14 protein-coding genes are annotated in these 22,396 nt (G+C 49.3%); 7 read left to right on the top strand and 7 right to left on the bottom strand.

The features are described from left to right. Window positions 1-50 precede the first annotated feature (50 nt). Window positions 51-557 (top strand): PilZ domain-containing protein, encoded by a 507-nt coding sequence (locus R3B84_14280; GenBank protein ID MEZ6141735.1) that lies wholly within the window; start codon window positions 51-53, stop codon window positions 555-557. Window positions 558-560: 3 nt separating this feature from the next. Here R3B84_14280 and R3B84_14275 read toward each other — a convergent pair whose 3' ends face one another. Further along, window positions 561-1,265: a copper homeostasis protein CutC gene (locus R3B84_14275; GenBank protein ID MEZ6141734.1), complete on the bottom strand. Its 705-nt coding sequence runs from the start codon at window positions 1,263-1,265 to the stop codon at window positions 561-563. Window positions 1,266-1,366: 101 nt separating this feature from the next. Here R3B84_14275 and R3B84_14270 point away from each other — a divergent pair, with 101 nt between their 5' ends. The 3 genes from R3B84_14270 to R3B84_14260 all read left to right on the top strand — a co-directional run bounded on the left by R3B84_14270 (window position 1,367) and on the right by R3B84_14260 (window position 7,524). Then, complete coding sequence (locus R3B84_14270; protein ID MEZ6141733.1) at window positions 1,367-2,350, top strand: rhomboid family intramembrane serine protease; 984 nt, start codon at window positions 1,367-1,369, stop codon at window positions 2,348-2,350. A gap of 140 nt (window positions 2,351-2,490) precedes the next feature. Then, the gene (locus R3B84_14265; protein ID MEZ6141732.1) at window positions 2,491-6,063 is read left to right on the top strand and encodes a c-type cytochrome; all 3,573 of its coding nucleotides are present in this window, start codon (window positions 2,491-2,493) and stop codon (window positions 6,061-6,063) included. A gap of 75 nt (window positions 6,064-6,138) precedes the next feature. Next, window positions 6,139-7,524, top strand: a complete 1,386-nt coding sequence (locus tag R3B84_14260; GenBank protein ID MEZ6141731.1) for a hypothetical protein — start codon at window positions 6,139-6,141, stop codon at window positions 7,522-7,524. An 88-nt stretch (window positions 7,525-7,612) separates the two neighbouring features. Here the strand turns inward: R3B84_14260 and R3B84_14255 are convergent, their stop codons facing one another. From R3B84_14255 to R3B84_14235, 5 genes are all read right to left on the bottom strand, one after another. Further along, window positions 7,613-8,353: a hypothetical protein gene (locus R3B84_14255; GenBank protein ID MEZ6141730.1), complete on the bottom strand. Its 741-nt coding sequence runs from the start codon at window positions 8,351-8,353 to the stop codon at window positions 7,613-7,615. A 25-nt stretch (window positions 8,354-8,378) separates the two neighbouring features. Beyond that, a complete protein-coding gene (locus R3B84_14250) occupies window positions 8,379-8,897 on the bottom strand; it encodes an RNA polymerase sigma factor (protein ID MEZ6141729.1) in 519 nt (172 codons plus the stop codon). A 292-nt stretch (window positions 8,898-9,189) separates the two neighbouring features. After that, complete coding sequence (locus R3B84_14245; GenBank protein ID MEZ6141728.1) at window positions 9,190-10,455, bottom strand: metallophosphoesterase; 1,266 nt, start codon at window positions 10,453-10,455, stop codon at window positions 9,190-9,192. 105 nt (window positions 10,456-10,560) lie between these two features. After that, window positions 10,561-12,177, bottom strand: a complete 1,617-nt coding sequence (locus R3B84_14240) for an FAD-dependent oxidoreductase (GenBank protein MEZ6141727.1) — start codon at window positions 12,175-12,177, stop codon at window positions 10,561-10,563. A 97-nt stretch (window positions 12,178-12,274) separates the two neighbouring features. After that, complete coding sequence (locus tag R3B84_14235) at window positions 12,275-14,125, bottom strand: FAD-dependent oxidoreductase (GenBank protein ID MEZ6141726.1); 1,851 nt, start codon at window positions 14,123-14,125, stop codon at window positions 12,275-12,277. Window positions 14,126-14,468: 343 nt separating this feature from the next. Between R3B84_14235 and R3B84_14230 the strand changes: the two genes are divergently transcribed. Further along, on the top strand, window positions 14,469-19,565 hold the full coding sequence (locus R3B84_14230) for a ThuA domain-containing protein (protein ID MEZ6141725.1): 5,097 nt from the start codon (window positions 14,469-14,471) through the stop codon (window positions 19,563-19,565). Window positions 19,566-19,699: 134 nt separating this feature from the next. Here the strand turns inward: R3B84_14230 and R3B84_14225 are convergent, their stop codons facing one another. Then, on the bottom strand, window positions 19,700-20,569 hold the full coding sequence (locus tag R3B84_14225; GenBank protein ID MEZ6141724.1) for an isoaspartyl peptidase/L-asparaginase: 870 nt from the start codon (window positions 20,567-20,569) through the stop codon (window positions 19,700-19,702). Between the two features lie 128 nt (window positions 20,570-20,697). On the opposite strand from R3B84_14225, the gene R3B84_14220 reads away from it, so the two are divergent. Both R3B84_14220 and R3B84_14215 read left to right on the top strand, forming a co-directional pair. Next, complete coding sequence (locus tag R3B84_14220; protein MEZ6141723.1) at window positions 20,698-21,306, top strand: thioredoxin family protein; 609 nt, start codon at window positions 20,698-20,700, stop codon at window positions 21,304-21,306. Window positions 21,307-21,405: 99 nt separating this feature from the next. Beyond that, window positions 21,406-22,338 carry a hypothetical protein gene (locus tag R3B84_14215; GenBank protein ID MEZ6141722.1) on the top strand — a complete coding sequence of 311 codons (933 nt, stop codon included), beginning with the start codon at window positions 21,406-21,408 and terminating at the stop codon, window positions 22,336-22,338. The last annotated feature ends 58 nt before the right edge of the window (window positions 22,339-22,396 follow it).

Below are 22,396 nucleotides of genomic sequence, written 5' to 3'. Positions count from 1 at the left end.
CACTATTGTGGTAGTGATTTTTACGGATACAGTGATTTTCAGGTGGGACTATGGATTCCGTCACACGATGGCTGGGTAACCTTTCTTTCGGAGATCCGATTCTGTGGTTGGTTGCCGCTGTTTCATTTGGTATTGTGCTGGCTTTCATGCTGATGAGTAGAAAGCCAGTGGCACAAACCTACATTATTGTGCCGCCTGATCCCGATCTACCCACCGATGGCTCCCCACCTCCGATTGCACGTTATGATGAGCGTCGAAAATCGATCAGACGTGAAGGGATGCCCACTCCACTGACCATTTTTGATGTGAACGCAAAAGGGAAAACATACACATACGAAGCTTATGTACTGGACCGTTCCTCCGGTGGGATTAAAGTGGCCATCGACAAGCCAATACCCGTGGGCACGTTCCTGGATGTTCGGCCCACCAATGCACCTGATACATTTGACAAAGTATCACTGATCGTACGTAGCTGTCGCGAAACTCAGGATTATTTTGTTCTGGGGTGCGAGTTTGAAAAGCCACTCGATATCAGTCAACTGCTGATGTTTGGTTGATTTTTACCGCACAATTCGCAGCACATTCTGTAAATGATGAAAATCAAGTCGTTGTGCCACTTCGTTAGTACCAGGTATGGTTGTTTTGGTGCTGAAGCTCCCATGAATCTGTTTGAGTGCCGTTGTCTGCAAAAATGAAGAAACATTCATTTGATTAATGCCACAACCAGCAACAATGCCGATTTCGTCACCAAAGCGGTTATGCATTTCCCGCAGGGTATCACTTCCCAGTGGTGCAGTTGCCGCACCTCCACTGGTTAAAATTCGGTGAAAGCCCAATTCCACCACCGATTCAAATGCCGCGCCATAATCTGCAGTGGTGTCAATCGCTCGGCTGAATACCCATGTGGCATCGGGGGCCTCTCTCATTAATTTTTCACACATTTGCTGATCGATCATACCACTGGACGTGAGACAGCCGACGATAAACTGGTTGATGCCCAGATTCTGAAAAAGCTCCAGGTCATGCAGAAGTGCGGTTATTTCGCTGCCACAATAACAGAAATCACCCCCACGTGGGCGGAGCATCACCACTAATGGCACATCCGTTTGATCAAGCATGTGTCGCACCGTGCCAAAATTGGGTGTTAACCCACCCATTTCCAGAGCTGAATTGACCTCAAGCCGATCAATATCTGCCTGGGCTGCCAGCAGCCCATCTGCCACATTACCCACGCACACTTCGAGGAGAATCTGATTGATTTGCATTTCTGATATCTTTTCGGGGTCGAATGCCCTTTTGCTGTACAACAGTTTCTGGTAACCTATGGGTATCGTTGAAATTAACCAATTGTCTGGTGAGCCTGGGTATGGGACTGTATGATCGAGATTATTACCGCGATGACCATCGTTGGAATAATCCTTTTGCACGCAGCAAAGTGACGATTCTTTTCTCGATCATTCTCTTTGTTTTGTTTGTGATCCAAGTCGCTACTCAACAAACGAATATGGTCGGGCAGGTGATAGTTGATTCCCCACTGACCAGTTATGGCGAACTACAACCGGAAAAAGTTCTTACTGGCGAAATCTGGCGTTTGATCAGCCATGGCTTCCTGCACCACCCGTGGAACTTTCTATCGTTGATCTGGACGGTGATTTTTCTGGCGTGGCTGGGTAGGCAGGTAGAAGACCTTTATGGCAGTAAAGAATATCTGGCTTATCTGCTGTTCACCACATTCCTGGGTGGGGTAATCTTCACCATCGTCGCCACGCTTGCGGCAGTGCCCGTAACGTTAATGGGCCCAGCTGCGGCTGTCACTGCAGTGCTGTTTCTGTTTGCTTTTCACTTCCCACGATATTACATCAGTGTCTTTTTCATCGTAAACGTGCCGATCTGGCTCGTGATTGGTGTCTACGCATTGATTGATATTGCACTGCTGGTGAATACAGGAAATGGCAATGGAGTGAATGTGACAGCACTTCCGAAAATCTGTGTTCATGTGGTCGCTGCGCTGTTTGCCTGGATGTACCACACCATGACCTGGCGTATCAGCAACATTTTTGCAATTGGCAAAAGTTATTCCAAACGGAAACAGGCAAAAAAACGTGGGATTCAGCTCTTCATGCCAGAACCGGAACCGCAACCTGCCGGGTCGGCCATTGCCAACAGTGTGCCCCAGGAAACGCACGCCAACAACTCCGAAGGGTTCTACCTGGATGAGCAGTTGGAAGCAAAAGTAGATGCAATTCTGACGAAAATTGCTGAATCGGGCAAAGAGAGCTTAACGGAAACCGAAAAATCGATCCTCGCGAAAGCAGGTGAAATCTACAAAAAACGTAAATCGAGCCACTGATTACCGACCGGTAATTTAGCACGACTTTCAGCCCCCACCGGATTTTCCAGAACGAATCATTAGAATAATGATGGTGATGATTGCCAGTATCCCCACAATGTTTGTAATGCTTTCAGACAACTTTCTCTCCAGGTTACAAAATGCATTCACTGAAACGTTTATTTTATGCCGTAATCATTCTGTGCGGCATCGTGCCAATCGGATTTGCCCAACTATCCCCACAGGATGCTCTGAAAGCAATGAAGGTTGCAGATGGGCTGGAAGTGACGCTTTTTGCCGCTGAACCACAGCTCCTGAACCCCACCTCAATGGATATTGACCCTGCCGGGCGGGTTTGGGTAACCGAAGCAGTGAATTATCGACGTGTGAACTTTCGCAAACCTATTCTGCGTCCCGAAGGGGACCAAATTGTAGTGCTGGTGGACACAGATGGCGATGGAAAAGCAGATGAATCCAAAGTGTTCTACCAGGGGAAAGACCTTTATGGACCTCTGGGCATCGCGGTGCTGCCCAGTGCGGATGGTAAATCCTTCAAAGTATTTGTGTGCCAATCGCCTGATATCCTGCTGTTTGAAGACAACGATGGCGATTTGAAAGCTGATGGTCCACCGACGAAGTTTTTGACGAACTTCAAAGGGTTTGACCACGACCATGGGGTGCATGGCATCAATATCGGCCCAGATGGCAAACTTTATTTCACCGTGGGCGACGCTGGCGTTGATGGTCTGCAGGCACGCAACGGCAAAGGCCCAAAATTCACCACGAATCGTACCGACTGTCAGGCTGCAACCGTCTGGCGGTGCGACATTGAAGGGAACAATCTCGAACTGATTGCACACAATTTTCGCAATAATTACGAATGCTGTGTGAACAGTTTTGGCGATGTCTGGTTGAGTGACAATGATGATGACGGCAATCAGCAGACCAGAATCTGTCAGGTGATGCCCGGTGGGAATTACGGCTATTGGCCCAGAAACCGTGGGGATCACCACTGGCACGAAAATATGCCCGGGGTGGTGCACAAAACAATGCGTACTGGCTTTGGCAGCCCCACTGGTATCTGTTTTTATGAAGGTAAACTGTTGCCCAGTAAGTACTTCGGGCAATTGTTGCATACGGATGCTGGCCCCAGAGAGCTACGGTGCTTTCATATTAAGGTTGCAGGGGCTGGCTTCACACTGGAAAAGGAAGTGCTCGTTACCAGCACTGACAACTGGTTTCGGCTTTCTGATGTGTGTGTCGCACCCGATGGCAGCATTTTGATGGCCGACTGGTACGATCCCGGCGTTGGTGGCCACGGGATGGGCGATTGGACCAGAGGACGAATCTATCGGCTGACGCCTAAAGGTCATAAGGGCTATCAACATAGTAGGGTATCTATTTCCAAGCCCAGCGATCTGCCCGAATTTCTAAACTCCCCGTGCCTCTCAACGCGGGCGATGGCAATTCAATACCTGCAGACGCTCAAACTGCCTGAAGCATATGAGGCACTTAGGACTTGCCCGCAGGAAAACCCTTACGATCATGCCCGCGTGAGCTGGCAGATTGCCCAACTCAGCAAACGGGATGAACCACAGACCAAGCCAGTGGGCTTGGGGATTTTGCACCATCTGGAAGGGTTGCTGGCAAGCGAGCATCCAGAACTGCGAAACCTGGCCACCCGCATTTATCGAGATCAACAGTTTTTCCATCGTCCGGAAGATTTTGATCCGGAGTTGTCGAAACAGATTCTAGTGGTGAAGACACCCGCCACCCAGCGAGAGGTGATCCTTGGTCTACGGCATTTTCCAGTGGAGCAGGCCAAGCCATTCTTTTACGATTTTGCAAAGAAATATGATGGGCAGGATCGGTTTTACCTTTCCGCTCTCAACATCGCCTGTGGGACAGATCCTGCTCGACGTTCTGCATTGTTGGCTGATTTTCCAAAACATTTCCCCATCTGGAATGCCACCGTGGCAAATCTGGTGTGGGAACTGCAGCCACCTTCCATACTTCCACAACTGCCAGAATATCTGGAAGATCCCAAGTTGCCCGCAACAGAAAAAGCTCAGATTGTTTCAATTCTGGCAACCAGTTCCGATATCAAATCGGCCCAGGTGCTGCTTGAATTACTCATTAAAGGCCAGTCAGAACCAATCCAGCAACAGTGCGTCAGCAATCTGGTCGAATTTCTGCCAACCAAGTGGGCAACGGTCAAAACGACCCCAGAATACCAGCAAGCGATTTCTCAATTATTAAAAAATGAAAAAACACAACCAATCGCCTTTGTCCTGATTGCTGCAAGCAACGATCATGTAAACAGTCAGGCGATTGTGGATGTGGCGAGCAATGCAAAGTCGCCCACGAAAGTGCGGAAGGACGCAATACTGGCCCTTGGAAAAATTAAATCGCAGAAAGCTGTCACCACTCTTTCTCTGTTAGTTGACGATCAAGCAGTTGCGGAGGCAGCCACCAATGCACTTGGTAATCAGTTGGAAGGCAGAAAACTGTCTCCAGTGGGGCAGTCTGCAATGCAAAAACTGCAGCAAATCCTGACCGCCCCCCATCCATCGCGTGCGGTGCAGCAGGCCGCACTCAATAGTCTTGCCGCAGCTTATGCAGGGTGCGAGTGGTTGCTGGATCAACAGGAAAGTGGCAAACTTCCGAAAAATCTGCTGGCAGATACTGGCAGATTACTGCGAAACAATCCGTATCAGGGACTGCGAAACCGTGCGTTGACGTTATTCCCCGCACCGGGCAAACTGGATCCGAAAAAACTGCCACCCATCAGTGAACTGGTGTTGAAGCATGGTAACGCCACACGTGGCAAAGAGATTTTCAAGCAAAGCCTGAAAGGCGATGCTCAATGCATGCGTTGCCATATGGTGGGAGGGCAGGGGGGCCAGATTGGTCCTGATTTGTCAATGATTGGCAAAAAAGCTGCGGGCAAACAGAATCTATACGAATCGATTCTCGATCCCAATAAGGCAATTGCCGACCAATACGTGCAGTGGAAAGTAAGCACGCTGGACGGTCAATCGCTCAGTGGCTTGCTGGTGGCCGAAAATGAGAAAAATCTTACGCTTCGCGATGCGAACGGCAAAGATACCACGATTAAAAAGGACGATCTTGCTGAAGATAAGGCAAAAAGCCTGATATCGCTGATGCCGGACAATCTGGTCGCCACGTTGACCGAAGAAGAACTGGTTGACATGGTGGAATATCTTCTCACATTAACCACTCCATCGATGACGCCAGATCACTGGAAAATCCTTGGCCCATTCCCGAACGACGCTTCTGATAGTGCCCTGGATACCGATTTTGGCCCCGAATCAGGCAGTATCAACTTCGAGGGTAATTACGTGGGGAAAGCAAAGCAGGAAATTCGCTGGTCAACGGTGCGGCCAAACGGTTCTGGTTACCTCGATCTGGCTGCCCACTATGGCGACAATGGGGCAAACAGTGCATCGTATCTCTACCAGTCGGTGACATCAACTGGTAAGCAGAAAGCTACCCTAGCGGTAGGTAATGATGACGGTGCTATCATCTGGGTAAATGGCAAAAAGGTGTTTACCAATCGGGATCATTTTGCAGCAACGCCAGGTAAACACCAAATTGCTGTTGAATTGAAAGAAGGCAAAAATGAGATTCTCATTAAGATCGTCAACGGTAACAACCCACACGGGTTGTACTTTGCGATTCAAAGCGAACTGGAACTGCAACTTTCCAAGTAAATCAGCCACGGAAGCACTTTTATTCTTATGAACGCCGACCAGACCACTCAGTTTTTAACCCAAAGTATCTGGTTCATGCGGACCCGCATTCCCGATGCCCAGGTAGTGCAGATGGTGCTGCCACTGGCACGAGAAATCGTCCACAGTGGGCAAACTCTGTTACCGCTTGGTGTTATTGCCGATATTGCAATATTGGCATTTGGTAATGCAAATCAGGTGGCTAAACAGGCCTTTCCAGTAATTCCACAGGTAGAAAATTCGCTATTTCGCGAATACGAAGATTACGTTTTAGGGAAATTCTACCTGGATCGGTCTTTTGAACGAGCCGTGGATGCGATGCGTCGCTTCAAGCAGGAAGAACGCCCACGTGGGTTCGCTTATCTGATGCAGCAATTCTGCGAACGTGCCAAAATTACGGGCATGGAATGCGTTCCAGGTACGTTGCGAACGATTTCCGATATTCCTGCTGCCGAATTTCTGCAAAGAGGTTGGGATTCTCTCAGCAATGATGGTGTGGTGCCTGAAATCCCAGAGCAATACCGTTCCTTGCACCTCGCCTGTCGCCGAATGGCGGATCTGCTAGCACCGGAAGATATTGTGGCACTGGAACATCGCACGGCACTGGCCGATCTGGGGCAATATGTTGCCCACCGCCAGATTGTGCAGGCCACCCAGCGGTTTCTGGAGCGTTTGCCGAAACAGATGGTGAAGCCCCTGCACGGCAGACAGGAAGTACCATCGAAAGTGTTTGATGAAGACGCCTATCCCGTGGGTGGTTTTACCTCAATTTCCACCAAAGGCAGCATCGAAAGCCTGTTGCATTCACAGCTTGCCTACATGGAAAAAGACGAGGCGATGCGTCCGGATATGTTCGATATTAAGTTTGTCCGCGACGAACTCTATTATTATTCCCGCGATGAAAACCAGTTTTTACGACGGCACCGCAGTTACATTTTTGTGCTGCACCCGGAACTGGTGGAGAGTCGCAGAAAAGACCCACAGTCTCCTTTTCAGCGAATCGTTCTGCTGCTGGGTTTTCTCAATGCTACGGTACGCCAACTGGCAGACTGGCTGGGAAATGATGCACTGAAGTTTTACTTCGTTTTTCCACTATCCCAGGGAGAAAATGCACTGGCACTGGAAGCCGAACTTATTCAGATGGTGTGTCGCGAACTGGCGGAACAGAATCTGGTCGAAATCGTCCCACTTCGAATCCATTTGAGCAAGTTCGTCGAAAATATATCGGAAAAAAGCATGTGCCACCTGATCGGTTGCAGCGTGCAAACGGAACTCCATGCGGATGTTGAAGATGTGGTGGAAACGGATCTATTGTTAGCCGGGCCTGTACCCACTATTCACAGTGGGATCCGACGACTGGAAATTACTCCCACCGATCCGGAGGATGAACCGTTTGCACAATGGCAATCGTTGTTGCTGAAACTGCTACAGGTGCTGGTATAAACAATCGACCTCTCAATTCTCTGGTAGCAGAGGTTGCAATCGATTTGGAGCTGAGAGAGTACGTTAAATCAAAGTAACAAAACCGTACTCACACGACCGATCTGGTTTCCAGGAATAGCCGCAGGGAATCGCCAGTAAAGACGACGATGTAGGCAATGTCCGATTTGCTGCGATCAGCAACGACACGCAGTTGGAATCCAAACTCGCTGATCCCAGCGCTTCCATCCCGATCGATGTTCTGTTGCAGTTCTTTCCAGTTGAAGTCGGTGTTTCTTACCACAAACACTTTCGCCCATGCATTGTGGTTGGGATTCACAAAATATAGCATCGGTACCTGAGCACCCTGGAACTTACTTTCTCCTACCGAACGCAACATATTCAGATCAAAGGGCATTTCCGGGTGAAATCGAATGCCGTGATCGGCGATCACTTTTTCTGGAGAGTAAACATTGCCATCTGCTTCGGCAAGAATCCGTTGTGCATCGAGATTCGGTGCGGTGGAGATCTGGAAAGCATACCAGCCACCAACAGTCAGAATGATTGCCGCGGCAATTGATCCCGACCACCAGGCTTTGGTACGCCAACGCCCTACATGTTGGTGAGAGATGGCTTCGCTGAGACTGCCCGCCAGATGCGAAGGCACTGCAACTGCATGCATGGCCTTGCCCACTGCCAGATCAAAGCGTTGTTCGTTGATCAGTGCCTGATGACAGCCCGCACATTGCTGTACGTGGGCTTGCAACGACGTACGATCCTGCTCTGACAGTTCCGAGCTGTCGCTGCCAAAGAATGTGATGAACATTCGAGCGGTCGTACAATCGATGATCATCGTAAACCTGCCTCACTACCCAACATCATTGGGGTACTAATCGTGCCTTTAAGTGGGTTTTGGCACGTGCCAACCGAGACATTACGGTGCCGATGGGAAGTTCCATCTGCTCTGCAATATCGCGATAAGTCATTTCCTCAAAATAAAACAAAATCACGGGGGTCCGAAACTCTTCCGGCAGTTCATTTAATGCTGCCTGAAGCTTTTCCGGGCTTACTTCCAGTTCTTCAGGAATATCGGGCATCGTGGCGGGCAATTCCCCACTGCCAGTAGTACCAAACGATTCCAGTGTCACCTCTTTCCGGATCTTGGCGGATCGCAGCTTGTGCAAGTACACATTCCGCAGAATGGTGTACAACCATGACCGGACTTTGGTGGTTTCCCGCAGTTTACCCCACTGCAGGTGGGCTTTGCAAAAGGTTTCCTGGGTCAGGTCTTCTGCATCGGCCTGGGTACCACTCAGGCGATAGGCGTATCGGTAGAGTTGGGCATAATAGTCTTCGACAATCCGGCGGAACTCCGATTCATTTGCCGGTTTGCCCATGAAAATACCCACCTGTAATAGGAGATACACGAAGGGGAAGTTTTATTCCAATTCTTCACAAAATGAATTTAATTTCTGTCCCCTTCCCACCGACGAGCAGGAAGGGTGGGGCATTACAAAGGGTTATTCGTGGAAAAAATCCGCTGATTTGAGCTGTGGGCAAAAAAATCAGGAATTGTTATTGACTGATTATAAGATTATGAAATTTTGTTCATTTTTGGGCTTGAAGTAGAATCTCAGCACCCATTAGCGCAGGAATAGCTGGGGTATAAGTTGAAAAATGATCTATTCGTTACTTCTTCAATTCAAATGTAAACTCATTGCTGCCTGCAGCAACTGTTGCGGTCAGTGGGGTGGTATCCGCTTTCCAATATGCTTCCGGAATCAGTTCTTTTTTGCCGGAACTACCACCATAACGGCCATCAAAGGTAACCACCACTTTATACTTGCCAGCGGGAGCACCATCGAACTTGCCATATGTGGAAAGGCTGAATGAACCGTCACCTTCCACAACTGCATCCGCTGCGAAACGCGTGCGTTTAGGATTCGCCGGATCTTCCAGATAAAATGCTACAGTGGCACCTGCTGCCGGCGTGCCAGCAAGATAAACGTAACCCTTGGTGGCGAAAGTGCGTTTACGTTCGTATTGTGGCACTTCTTCATTGGTCTTCGGAAGGGTTAAATCTTCACCAACGATGCCATCCAACATCAGGTTGGCAATCACAGGACCTGTTTTTTTCATCGTAATCCAAATCAGGTGGTCAAATTCCCCATATTCGGTGCCACGAAGTCTGCTACCCCCACCTGTGGTGGCGAACTGGTAATAATTCATGTTCTGCCGTACCGATTTCTTATAGCGGTGGACGTGACCAGCAAAGCAGGTGTATTTGCGTCCGTTCAGAGCTTTTTCAATGTTTCCCCAGCCATTCTTCTCAACATTCCCTTCCCAGATTGGCTTGTGCAAGGTAACTACGGTCCAGTCAACGTTGGGATTTTCAGCGAGCACCTGGGTGGCATATTTCTGTTGCTCTTCAGAAATGGAAGATGTACCAGGAGGGTCATCCGATTGCAGCATCAGGAACAGCACATTTTTGTAAACAAAGTGGTAGTAACGTGCACCGAACTTTTCTTTCCAGATTTCCTCCATTTCCTTGTTGGTAATATCGTGATTACCAGCTACGTAGAAAAATGGCATTTCCAGCTTGGAAGTGAAGCCCTGGAACTCTTTCCATTCGTTCATTACTCGTTCCCGATCGGTGGAATAGCCTTCAATCAGGTCGCCCACCGAAACCACAAATTCTGGTTGCAGCAGATTCAACTGTTCCACTGCTTTGGAAAAAATGTTCGCCCGATGTCCACCGGTGCGATCGCTGACCATGGCAAACTGAAATTCTTCCGTTGAATTGTTCAGCCGAAGGTGGGTCCAGGGGTTACGAGCACCTTGCTTGACCTGCAATTCACCGCTAACTGCTGCTTTGGGTGATTCGGCCTGTTGGGAAATTGCCACAGCCGTGGCAATGACACCAAACGCCAGGATTAAAAGTGATAACTTTTTCATTTGTTTTCTGGTGTGAACCTTGTTTCGTAATGAAATTAGAACCAATTCAGGTATAAGTTCAATACTGGAAAGGAAATTTCTTCTAATCTTTGCAATTTGCCCAGTTTAACGTGGGGGTGCGTACCGGGCGATGATTGCTTTGGCAGTTCGCAGGCCATCAACTGCTGCACTGACGATCCCCCCAGCGTAGCCAGCACCTTCACCGACAGGGTATAACCCTTGCGTGGGTGATTCACGAGTCTCCTGATTGCGAACAATTCGGATTGGCGAGCTGCCCCGTGATTCTGGCCCTACCAGCACCGCATTTTTCAGAAAATGCCCCCGCCACATCCGATTCATTCGTGGCAGTCCATCCATTAATGTCTGTACCACGAGTGGGGGCAACAATTCCCGCAGTTTTACGGCTACTTTGCCTCGTGGATAACTGATTTCAACACTTTCAGACGATATTCGATCATGCAAAAAGTCGTCGGCACGCTGGAAAGGACAGGTATATTCACCTCTGCCCATTTCGAACGCCAGTCGCTCATACTGTTCCTGCAGTCGCACGCCACCCAGCAGGTCATTACCCGAAAATTGGCTGGTTGGAATGGTGACCACCAGCCCACTGTTGGCAAAAGGAGAATCCCGTTTTGAAAGACTCATCCCGTTGGTGCAGAAATATTCTTCCTGCGAGACACTGGGGATGATGTAACCGCCAGCACACATACAGAATGTAAAGACGTCGGCCTGCTTCCCGTGTGCCACCAGCGAATAATCGGCATTTCCAAGGATATCTACGTGCTGCATGTTTCCATATTGCACCCAATTGACATCATCCTGTGGGTGTTCTACCCGAACGCCCATTTGAAATGGCTTTGGTTCCATCGCCACGCCACGGTGCTGCAGCATTTCATAAACATCACGGGCACTGTGACCGGTCGCCAGAATCGCCAGATCCGCAGCAAAAGTTTCCTGTTCGGTCACCACATGGGTCAATTGGTCGCCTGCAATGATCAGGTCGGTCATTTTGCGATGGAACACCACCTGCCCACCATACGATTCGATTCGTTGCCGCAGTGCCTTGACTACAGCAGGCAGGCGATTGCTGCCTAAATGGGGCCGGTGGTAGTACAGAATGCTGGGTCTTCCGGGTTGCTGACCTTTGCATTCAGCAAAAACCTCCAGCACTTTGCGGTAATCGGTGCCAGAACCCCGGCAAGTGAGCTTTCCATCGCTGAAGGTGCCTGCGCCACCTTCGCCAAAGAGGTAATTACTTTCAGGTGCGAAATCCCCACCTTCATCGAAACGTTTCACATCGCGAATACGCTCATTGACAGGTGTGCCACGTTCCAGCACGATTGGGCGGTAACCAGCCTGGGCCAGAAAGTAGGCCGCAAACAGGCCCCCTGGTCCTGAACCAATCACCACCGGACGGTGCTGCAGTGGCACCACCCCAGGGTGGGGAAGTGAAAACGCCTCTTCTGCGAAATGATCAACAGGTACGGTGTGCTGTCTTTGGGCGATATGCAACGCCAGCGATTCCTCTTCCGGCGGTAAATCAACCGCCACCGTGTAGACGAATCGCAATTGAGATTTATCTCGTAAGTCCAGACTCTTACGGAGGATACGCCAATTCAATGGCTCGTCACCGGGGGTACCCAGGATTTCCTGAACTGCGTCGGGTAGTTCCTCCGGTTCGTGCTCAATCGGCAACCGAAGGTTGGTTAAACGTATGGACATGAGTTAAATGTCAAATACAGATTGTGAGAGAATATTAATTTTTGTGAGTGGATTACCACCCACGCTATCTATGGTAGGAGATTTCGAGTGGGGGAAATTACTTCATTTGACGATGCTTGTACAACTCTTGAACGATTTCACCACGTGTGGTGAACTTTTTCTCTGCAATCGCTGCCGTAGCGGCTATGCGATGCATTTCTGGCAGATACCTCAACCAACGTGTGAGTAATTTTTCATCAATTTTCTCCTCGGCACGGAAATCGTGGAGAGGATAGGCTTTGTAGTATTGGCCTTCGATATTTTCCCCACGTTGGCCGTAAGTTTTGGTGTTTCCAGCCACTAATTGGTGTAACCCACCCTTGCTGCCCAACCACTGCACGGCACGGAACAATGGGTGATCCGGTGGCACATCTGAAACGTAGATCGTTGCCGATTTTTCAGCGTGCAACAACTCCTGAAGATGAGAGAATTCTAATTTGTGTAAAGAAACGCCGCTACGGACCTTTTCCCTTGCTGACACACCAGCGGCCTGACCCAGCGACATCCAGATTGGTTCGAGGCGAAGTGCACAAAACCCAACGTGGGAAGAACTTACGGCAACGGGTACCAGAAGATTATTCACTTTGTTTGCCAATAGACAGTGGTAAGGAATCTGGTATGGGCTAACCCGCTTGTAAAACTCCCCAGTGTGCTTGCCACCAAACAGTGGGCCTTCATGACTGGTGCCATGGCAGTTGGGGCCGTAATCTCCGCAGGCAATGCTTTGCGGATGAAACTTCGCCCGCACATCTCCCGGCTCTGCATCGGTATCCTTTTCCGTAAACACATACGTGCCTTTCATCCTACGGGCTTCGCGAACATATAGCTGCCAGGGCAGATGGTTGTTATCGGTAAATTCATCTTTGCACCAGCCCCACTGAGTGACTTCAGAACGATACTTTTCAGGTACCTTGGGATCCTGTTTTAAAAACCACAACAGGCCCAGATGATAGTCAAGGTGGGTCTGAAAAATTGCTGCACGTTCTTTGGCGGTTCCATCGGGCCATTTGAGGTTCTTACCAGGCATCGATAACCGCACCAATCCATTGGAGACATCGTTAATGTCATATTTTTCGTTCGGTAACAATGGGAGTTGTGCTTTGAAGACGCACCTCGAAGGATAGTCGAATATCTGTTTGATCTTGCCGATCTCCAGCAATGTTAAAATATCTTCATAAGTGTCGCGATTGTAGTTGGCAGGTTGGGTGATTTCGACCCGGTTTGCTGGGTTTCTGGTCATGATCATCCGAAAATTGTACGCTTGAAGTTGTTTGTCTTCTTTGTCAGGTGCCAGAGATTCGCCATATTGCGATTTTGCCTCCCGCCCCACATGGTAGGGAATCCCAGCGAGTGCCATCAGGTCGCCTTCGTAAGTGCCATCAATAAAAACAGTTGCGGCGATTGATAGATTTTTCTGTTCTCGTCTGATAAGCATCGTTTTCAGCACTTTCTCATCACCGACACTAGTGGTTTCTACACTCTGTAACGTTGCGTTTTTCAGCACGGTAATCGTGGGGAGTTCTGTAAGTAATTTTTCAAAAACAAGTTCATTCACGTGCGGCTCAGCGTGCGTGCCTCTTCGACTTGTTTTGGCCTGCATGGAATCTTTGCCGTACTTGTTCTCATAATATTTTAATACATGTTCCGAGAACTCGAGGAACGCACCAGAAAGGCCTTCAAAGGTGCGGAAATCGGTATGCGAAAGCCCACTGGTAGTCAGCCCACCGATATGGGCAGTGGGTTCGATCAACAGAACTTTGGCACCGTTTTTTGCAGCAGATCGTGCTGCAGCAATCCCACCGGGTGTGGCACCGTAAATGGCGATATCGTAATGAGTTACGTCTGCTGCAAGTAAAAACAGTGGATTGAGCAGCACGCACCAGAGTGGTAACCAGTTTTTTAGAAACATGAGAGGATCCAGAAGAGCTTGTAATGCTATGCAATTATCTGGTAATAAAGCTCACTTTTCAATGGATGCCCACCGATTTGACTTGTCATGACTAAGCAAAAATGAGAGGATAATGAAAATTTCCAGGGCTGGGAACGCAGGTGGCCAAAAGTGAATCGGTCAGATTTCGCTAGGATTGGTGCTTTTCACGTTGTAAAATAGCAACTTGAAATTGGCCAATGTTGCAACGCTGACACTTTGGCGGTGATCTGTTGGGACCCACCTGATTCGGCAGAACTCTCTCCCGTGTATGGCACGGTCTGCCACGTTGAAACGTTGAGGATACTTCAAGAAAAAGGAAATCATGATACGAATGTTGAAAAACATGCTGCTATCGTTGGGTATGCTGGCACTTGCCACGTCCGCGCTGGCTCAACCTGTGGTGTATGAAGGCACGGATGGACCGGGTCATGGAAAGCACATCGTTTTCTTAGCGGGTGACCACGAATATCGCTCGGAAGAAACGTTACCCGCGCTGGCGAGAATTCTTGCGAAGCATTACGGCTTCAAGTGCACGGTTCTGTTCAATGTCGACCCCACAACGAACGAAATTATTCCAGGTAATTCCAATATGCCCGGGATGGAAGCGCTGAAAACAGCAGATCTTGCGGTAGTTTTCCTGCGATTTCAGAATTTTCCGAAAGAACAGATGCAACATCTCGATGACTACCTGAACCGCGGTGGCCCTGTGGTGGGTCTTCGTACCGCGACACATGCGTTTCGGATGAAGGCAACTGATCCTTTCTCGAAATACTCGTTTGATTCCAAAGCGGAAGACTACAAACTGGGCTTTGGGCACCAGGTGCTGGGCCAGACATGGGTGGGGCACTACGGCACGAACCACCAGCAGAGCACTCGAATTACGATTATTGAAGATAAGAAGAATCATCCGATTCTGAGTGGTGTCAAGGATGTCTGGGTGCAGGCGGGAGGCTATGTCGGCAAACCCACAGATGGTGAAGTGCTGACAATGGCTCAGCCGTTAAATGGAATGAAGCCAGATTCTCCGGTCGATGCCAAAAAACCACCAATGCCGTCGGAATGGACCCGCAGCTACAAGTCACCTTCAGGCAAGACTGGGCGTGTTTTTACAACACTTTATGGTACTCCGGAAGATTTGCAGAACGATGGTTACCGCCGGATGCTGGTCAATGGTTGCCTGTGGGCATTGGGGCTGGAAGATAAGATTAAAGCGGATAGCCACATTGACTTTGTTGGCCCATTCAAACCCAACACTTTTGGCAACAACACCTATGCCCGTGGTGTGAAGCCGGAAATGTACGTGGGTATGACAAGTCCGATTCCAGCTAACAACAACACAAAAGATACGAATCCCCCACCACCAAAGAAAAAGGCAAATCCGAAAAAAAAGAACCCGGAGCCAAAGTCCGATCCCTCCAAATCAAAGGTAACGGCAACCGGGAAACCAGCACGCTATGTGAGGATCGAGTTACCTGGAAATAAACGAATTCTGACACTTGCAGAAGTAGAAGTGTTTCAAGGTGGGAAGAATATTGCCAAAACCGGCAAAGCGACCCAATCCAGCACCCACGGTGGTGCAGATGCCGCACGGGCGACTGATGGCAACAAGAACCCCGATTACAACGGGGGTGGGCAAACCCACACTTCGAATTCCGGCGAGAAAAACCCATGGTGGGAACTCGATCTGAGCCAACCAATCGATATCGAGAAGATTGGGATCTGGAACCGCACAGGATTTGAAGGCCGTCTGGCTGGCTTCACACTGACCTTACTGGATGCGGAACGGAAAGAAGTTTTTCGTGCGGAAGATGTGGCCGCACCACAAGGCATGGAAATAGATGCTAAAACCGGCAAATTCACTTACCTGACATATGATGGCAAGCCGGGTTCACCTGTTGCGGGTGGTACAAGTGTGGCGAACAACCCAGGCAAATCCAACCCACCAGAACCTGGTCTGGCAGAAGTTCCCGCCGATTATCGTGATCCAGCACCGTTTGCATTCAAAAAAGGTGATGTTGTTGCCATTCTAGGCAATGGTCTGGCTGATCGGATGCAGCATGATGGCTGGGTAGAAACAGCACTTCAAAGCCAGTTGCTTGATCTGCAGGTGCGATTCCGCAACATGAGCACCAGCGGCGACCGGCCAAACAACTATCCCCGTAGTTCAGGTCAGATGTCGATGACCTCATATCTGCAGTTCGTCAAGCCAACAGTAGTTTTTGCATTTTTTGGATACAACGAATCTTTCGAAGGAAAGCCAGACGATTATAAGAAACAGTTGCTGGATTTTGTGCAGCGAACCCGCGGTGCAAAGCCAGGTGGTCAATTCCCGCGGATAGTGCTGTTCAGCCCCACTGCATTTGAAGATACCCGTAACCCTAACTTTCCGAATGGCTTGGCCCACAATGTGCGGCTTGCACAATACACTCGTGCCACCGCAGCCGCAGCGAAAGAAGCGGGGGTAGGTTATGTCGACTTGTTCCATCCTTCATTGGATCTATTCCGCAAGGCCGCACAGCCTCTGACAATTAATGGTGTTCACTTTACAGAAGAAGGCAACCGCCAACTCTCTGAAGTGATCACTCAATCTTTGCTGGGTAAGACAATCAATGTTTCCAGTTCATTGGAAACTTTACGTCAGGCAGTTCTGGACAAAAACCTGCATTGGTGGAATCGTTACCACGCTTCCGATGGTAATGATATCTGGGGTGGGCGTTCCACATTAAAATTTGTGAATGGTCAAAGCAATGCAGATGTTCTGAAGCCAGAACTGGAAATGCTTGATGTGATGACAGCCAACCGTGATGAGCGGGTCTGGGCACGAGCAACAGGTAAGGACAAAGCGATCGATGACAGCAATGTTCCCAAGCCAGTGCCTGTGATTTCCAACGTTGGTGGGGGAAGTAAAAGTTCCAGTTCCGTGAAGGAAGGGACTCTGAATTACGTCAGTGGGGAAGAAGCGATCAAGCAGATGGCTGTTGCCAAAGGCTTTAAAGTATCCCTGTTTGCTGATGAATCTCGCTTTAAACAACTGGTGAACCCGGTACAGATGCAGTTCGACACCAAAGGCCGGCTCTGGGCAGCGGTGTGGCCAACATACCCCAAGTGGGAACCGCTGAAACCGATGAATGATGCCCTGATTATCCTCCATGATGATAACGAAGATGGTTCTGCCGATCGTGTAACTGAATTTGCCAAAGTTCAGAACCCCCTTGGCTTTGAATTCTGGAACGGTGGGGTAATTGTGACTTGCCAGTCGGAACTGCTGTTTTTGAAAGACACGGACGGTGATGATATTGCCGACGTCCGCACCATTCTGTTTCAAGGGTTGGATTCATCCGACACCCACCACGGTGCCAATAACCTGATCTACGGTCCTGATGGTGGCATCTACTGGCAAAGTGGTGTCTTTATGATCCACAATCACGAACATCCCTGGGGGCCGTCGCTGCAATCTTCCGCATCGGCAATGTACAGGTTTGACCCACGCCGTTATACCATTTCGATGCATGCCACCAACTCGCCCAATCCCCATGGTATTTCATTCGATTACTGGGGCTACCATTATGCCACCGATGGCACCGGTGGGAGAGCTTTCCAGGTGCGTCCGGAAGGCAATGGCTTCAAAATGTATGAACTGCTGAAAAAAGAAGTCCGTCCAGTAACTGCCAGCGAAGTGGTCAGCAGTGCCCACTTCCCGGAATCGATGCAAAACGATTTCTTGATCTGTAATGTCATTGGCTTCCTGGGCATTAAACACTACCACCTGACACGGGACCCGGTAAAGGGAACTGTGTGGGGTGAACCTGCTGGTGATGAATTGATCGTCAATCGGCTGAATCCGGATGGTAGCAAAACTCAGGACAAATCACGTGGCTTTTTGATGAGCGGGGACAAAAACTTCCGCCCATCAGATGCGATTTTTGCTCCAGATGGTTCACTGTATGTCTCCGATTGGCACAACGTCATTATCGGTCACATGCAGCACAACGTACGGGATCCCAATCGCGATCACGCCCACGGTCGTATTTACCGGATTACAGCAATTGATCGCCCTCTGCAAAAGCCTGTCGCGATTGCAGGTCGCCCCATCCCTGAACTGTTGGACAATTTGAAATCTCCCGTGGATGGGATTCGCCACCGCACCCGAATTGAACTAAGTGGGCGGGACAGCACTGCGGTGATTGCTGCCACAAAAGAATGGGTGAAGCAGTTCGATCCAAAGAAAACAGAAGATGCCCACCACTTGTTGGAAGCACTCTGGTTGCATCAGCAGCACAATGTGAAAAACTTCGAATTGCTGGAAACGGTGCTGTCTTCACCTGAGCCGCACGCCCGCATTGCAGCAAATACTGTCAAGCATTTCTGGGTGAATGTTGAAAAAACATATCGGGGTGGGGTGATTGCGGATAATGCACTTGCCAAAAACCAGAAGTCAGGAATCCTGAGCGATACCCCGGAACTGACAACAATCCGCATCGCCACCATTCCTGAAAAAATGATGTACGATGTGAAGCAATTGACGGTGAAACCTGGCAAAAAGGTAAAGCTGACCTTTGCCAACTACGACTTTATGCCACACAACCTGATGCTGGTAAATCCCGGTAAGGCAGATGAGGTGGGGCTGAAGGCGATTGAACTGGGTGCCAAAGGATTTGACGTCGGCTTTATCCCGGAAAGTAAGGAAATCCTGTGGCACAGTAAACTAGTTGATTTTGGTCAGGAGCAGGTAATTGAGTTTACCGCTCCACTGAAAGAAGGTGCGTATCCCTATGTCTGCTCCTTCCCTGGCCACCATCGGATGATGCGCGGGATGCTCTTTGTGACCAACGACCTCAAAGAATTTCTTGCCAAGAACCCACAGAAAGAAACCAAAATTACCGAATGGAAAATGACTGACTTTACCGAAGACTTGAAGCATGTTGCCCACCATCGCAATTTTGCGGAAGGCAAGCAGTTGTTTACTACTCTTGGCTGTGCCCAGTGCCACCAGATGAACAAGAATGCTTCACCGATGGTTCCTGGGTCGATGGGAGAAAATCGTGCCGTTGGCCCGAATGTCGATGATTCTGTGAAAAAATACAAACAGGATGCCAAAGCGTTGTTGCAGGAAATCCTGGAACCATCGAAATCGATTGAAGATAAATATCGTCAGGTAATTTTTGAACTGGAAGATGGCAGTTCAAAAATCGGTGTGATTGTTGATGAGGACCCCACCAGTTACACGATCATGTCTGGCACGCCAGCAAAAGAAGTGAAGATTATGAAAAAATCGATCGATTCACGTCGCACTTCCCCTGTCTCCATCATGCCAGCCGGGGTGCTGAACACGCTGGATAAGGAACAGATTCTCGATCTGCTGGCATATCTCCTAGCCGGTGGAAACCCAGAAGCACCTGCGTTTAAACACGGGCATTAACGAGATTAGTGTGCCTGCTGCAAGTTGAATTTCAATTTCTGTGAATTGCCCCGCATGTTAAGACAACTCTGACAGTGCAAAATGGAATACGTTAGAATTTCTCATTCTTGCGAATCAGCCTCCCGTAGCTAGTCCTATTCTAGCTCTACTGCTTGCTTCATCTGCACATTGGCGCCACGAGCATCGGCATATTTGAAGTCTGTGCCCTTGGTGCAGGCCGCACCGGTATTCCCTTTGGGATCCATCGCGATAAATGCCACGCTTTTGGCATGTTGCCCACGTCGGGCTGCTGTGCTGATAATCCGCTTGACGGCCAATTCGGCTGCTTCCTGGGGTGACTTGCCAGCCCGCATCTGTTCCACAATAAAGTGGCTGCCACCAATTCGGATAATTTCTTCCCCAACACCAGTGGCACCTGCGGCACCCGCTTCGTTATCCACATACAGGCCCGCACCAATAATAGGGGAATCGCCTACGCGGCCGGGTAGCTTATACGACAAGCCGGATGTGGTACAAACACCACCCAGATTGCCTTTTGCATCGCGTGCCAGCACCGTTACTGTATCGTGCCCCTGTGGCTCCGCTTTCTTGTTGGGGTTATTCTTGTACCATTCCGCCACACTTTCCGGTGTCAGCATCGTTTCTAGTTTCATACCATGCTGCAGTGCAAACCATTCTGCTCCCTTTCCCACCAGCAGAATGTGCGGTGTTTTTTCATAAACCAGCTTGGCTAGTGCAGCAGCGTGGCGAATATTTTCGATACCTGCAACGGCACCGCAGTCGAGGGTTTTGCCATCCATTACACATGAATCCAGCGAAACCACACCCAGTTGATTGCCAATGCCGGCGAAGCCTACGGAGCGGACGGAAGGATCGTCTTCCACCGCCTGAGCACCAGCAATGGCAGCATCCAGGGCAGCAATACCACGGACCAGTTGGCGGGAAGCCACTTCCGCAGCGAGTTTTCCAAATGGCCAGGTGGCAATTACGCTTGTTTCATTCATCGGCGAAACTCCTTCAAAACTGATTTATTGTGGGCTGTTTTATGAAAAAATCGTTCAGGCGCTTGCAATTCAAATTACCACAATCTGTAATAAAATGATTGAAAATGATTCCGTGGGGCATGCTAAAAATGAAAATACCTCTCATTATTCTGTCGTTCACACTGTTGGTGATTGACTTGCAGGCGGGTGAATTCAACAAAAAGCTGTCGGTTGGCGATGCCGCACCGCAGTGGAAAGATTTGCCTGGCGTCGATGGTAAGGATCATTCTTTTGATGAGTGGAAGGCTAAAAAGTACCTGATCGTTGTATTTACTTGCAATAGCTGTGCCTGTTCCGTGGATTATGAAGACCGCATTATTGCCTTTGCCAACAAATACGCTGCCCCCAAAACTGATGTGGCGTTGGTGGCAATTAACGTGAATACCATTCCGGACGATCGCTTGAACAAAATGAAAGAGCGGGCCAAAGCCAAAAAATTCCCTTTCCCTTATCTTTATGATGAATCTCAACAGATCGCCCGCGATTATGGTGCCGTCTACACGCCCGAATTTTTTCTGCTGAATGCCGAACGCAAAATCGCTTACATGGGGTCTTTTGACGACAAAATTAATCCCAGCGATGTAAAAGTGAAATACCTCGAAGATGCGTTGCTGGCGCTGCAAGCCGGCAAAGCACCCCCACAGAAAGAAACATTAGCCAAAGGGTGCCTGATTCGCTTCAAACGTGTCCGCGACTAGTGAACAAGTATTTTTCTGGTAAGATACTTCGCACAAAGATTCTTAATTCGAAGATAATTCTCTCTCTGTTTCTCCCAAACTGTTATCAGGACCTCATTTATGCTGAAAACTGTCGAGTACCGTGGCTGGAAAAACAACATTCTACTGTCAAACGATCAGCTGGAGTTGATCTGTACGCTGGATGTCGGTCCGCGGGTGATTTCGTTTCGCAAAGCCACCAATCCATTTAACGTAATGAAAAATTACGATGAAATGATGGGTGGAACGGGTGAAACGGAATGGCAGATCCGCGGTGGCCTGCGGTTCTGGATTGCTCCGGAGGATTTAACCCGCACCTACTTTGCAGATAATCGGCCAGTGCAGTGCACCCCACTTGGCGATTTTGGTGTGCGACTGACCCCACCTGAAGAAGTGGAATACGGCCTGCAGAAAGTAATGGAAGTTCGGCTGGCAGAAAGTGGCAACCAGGTGAAAATCCGGTTGATTGTGACCAACACCGGCCAGACAACAACTCGACTGGCACCATGGGCTCCCACCGTAATGGCTCCAGGTGGGATTGAAATCCTGCCTCAGCCAGAAAAGCGAAACCACCCGGGACATCCATTAAAGGCCAAAAATCCAAGTTGCTTTGGACCAAATCAGTCTTTGGTGCTGTGGCCATATTTCGACTTTACCGACAGCCGCTGGACTTTTGGCAGCCGCTTTATCTTTTTGAAACAGGATGCTAAAAAGGGACCAACCAAAATTGGTTTTGCCACAGGTTTACCATGGGTAGCGTACTGGAACCAAGGCACGCTGTTTGTCAAGAAGTTCCGCCACCACGAGTGGGCAACCTATCCCGATCTGGGCACCGTTTATCAGACATTTTCCAACGAAGACATGCTTGAAATGGAAACTGTGGGCATTCTGACAGATCTGATTCCAGGACAATCGGCAGAGTTGGAAGAAGTTTGGGAACTGTATGATGGGATTCCCGAACCCACTTCGGAAGCTGTGGTGCAAGAAAAAATCGCCCCACTGCTGGCGAATTAGGCCCAAAAGCGGCACTTTTTTGAGAAATTTTCCGAATTCTGCCTGTTTTCATCGATTT

Origin of the sequence: Zavarzinella sp. (assembly GCA_041399155.1) — a bacterium.
Lineage (GTDB): Bacteria > Planctomycetota > Planctomycetia > Gemmatales > Gemmataceae > JAWKTI01.
Note: the sequence above shows the minus strand (reverse complement) of the source record. Positions and strands in the feature narration are given on the sequence as shown.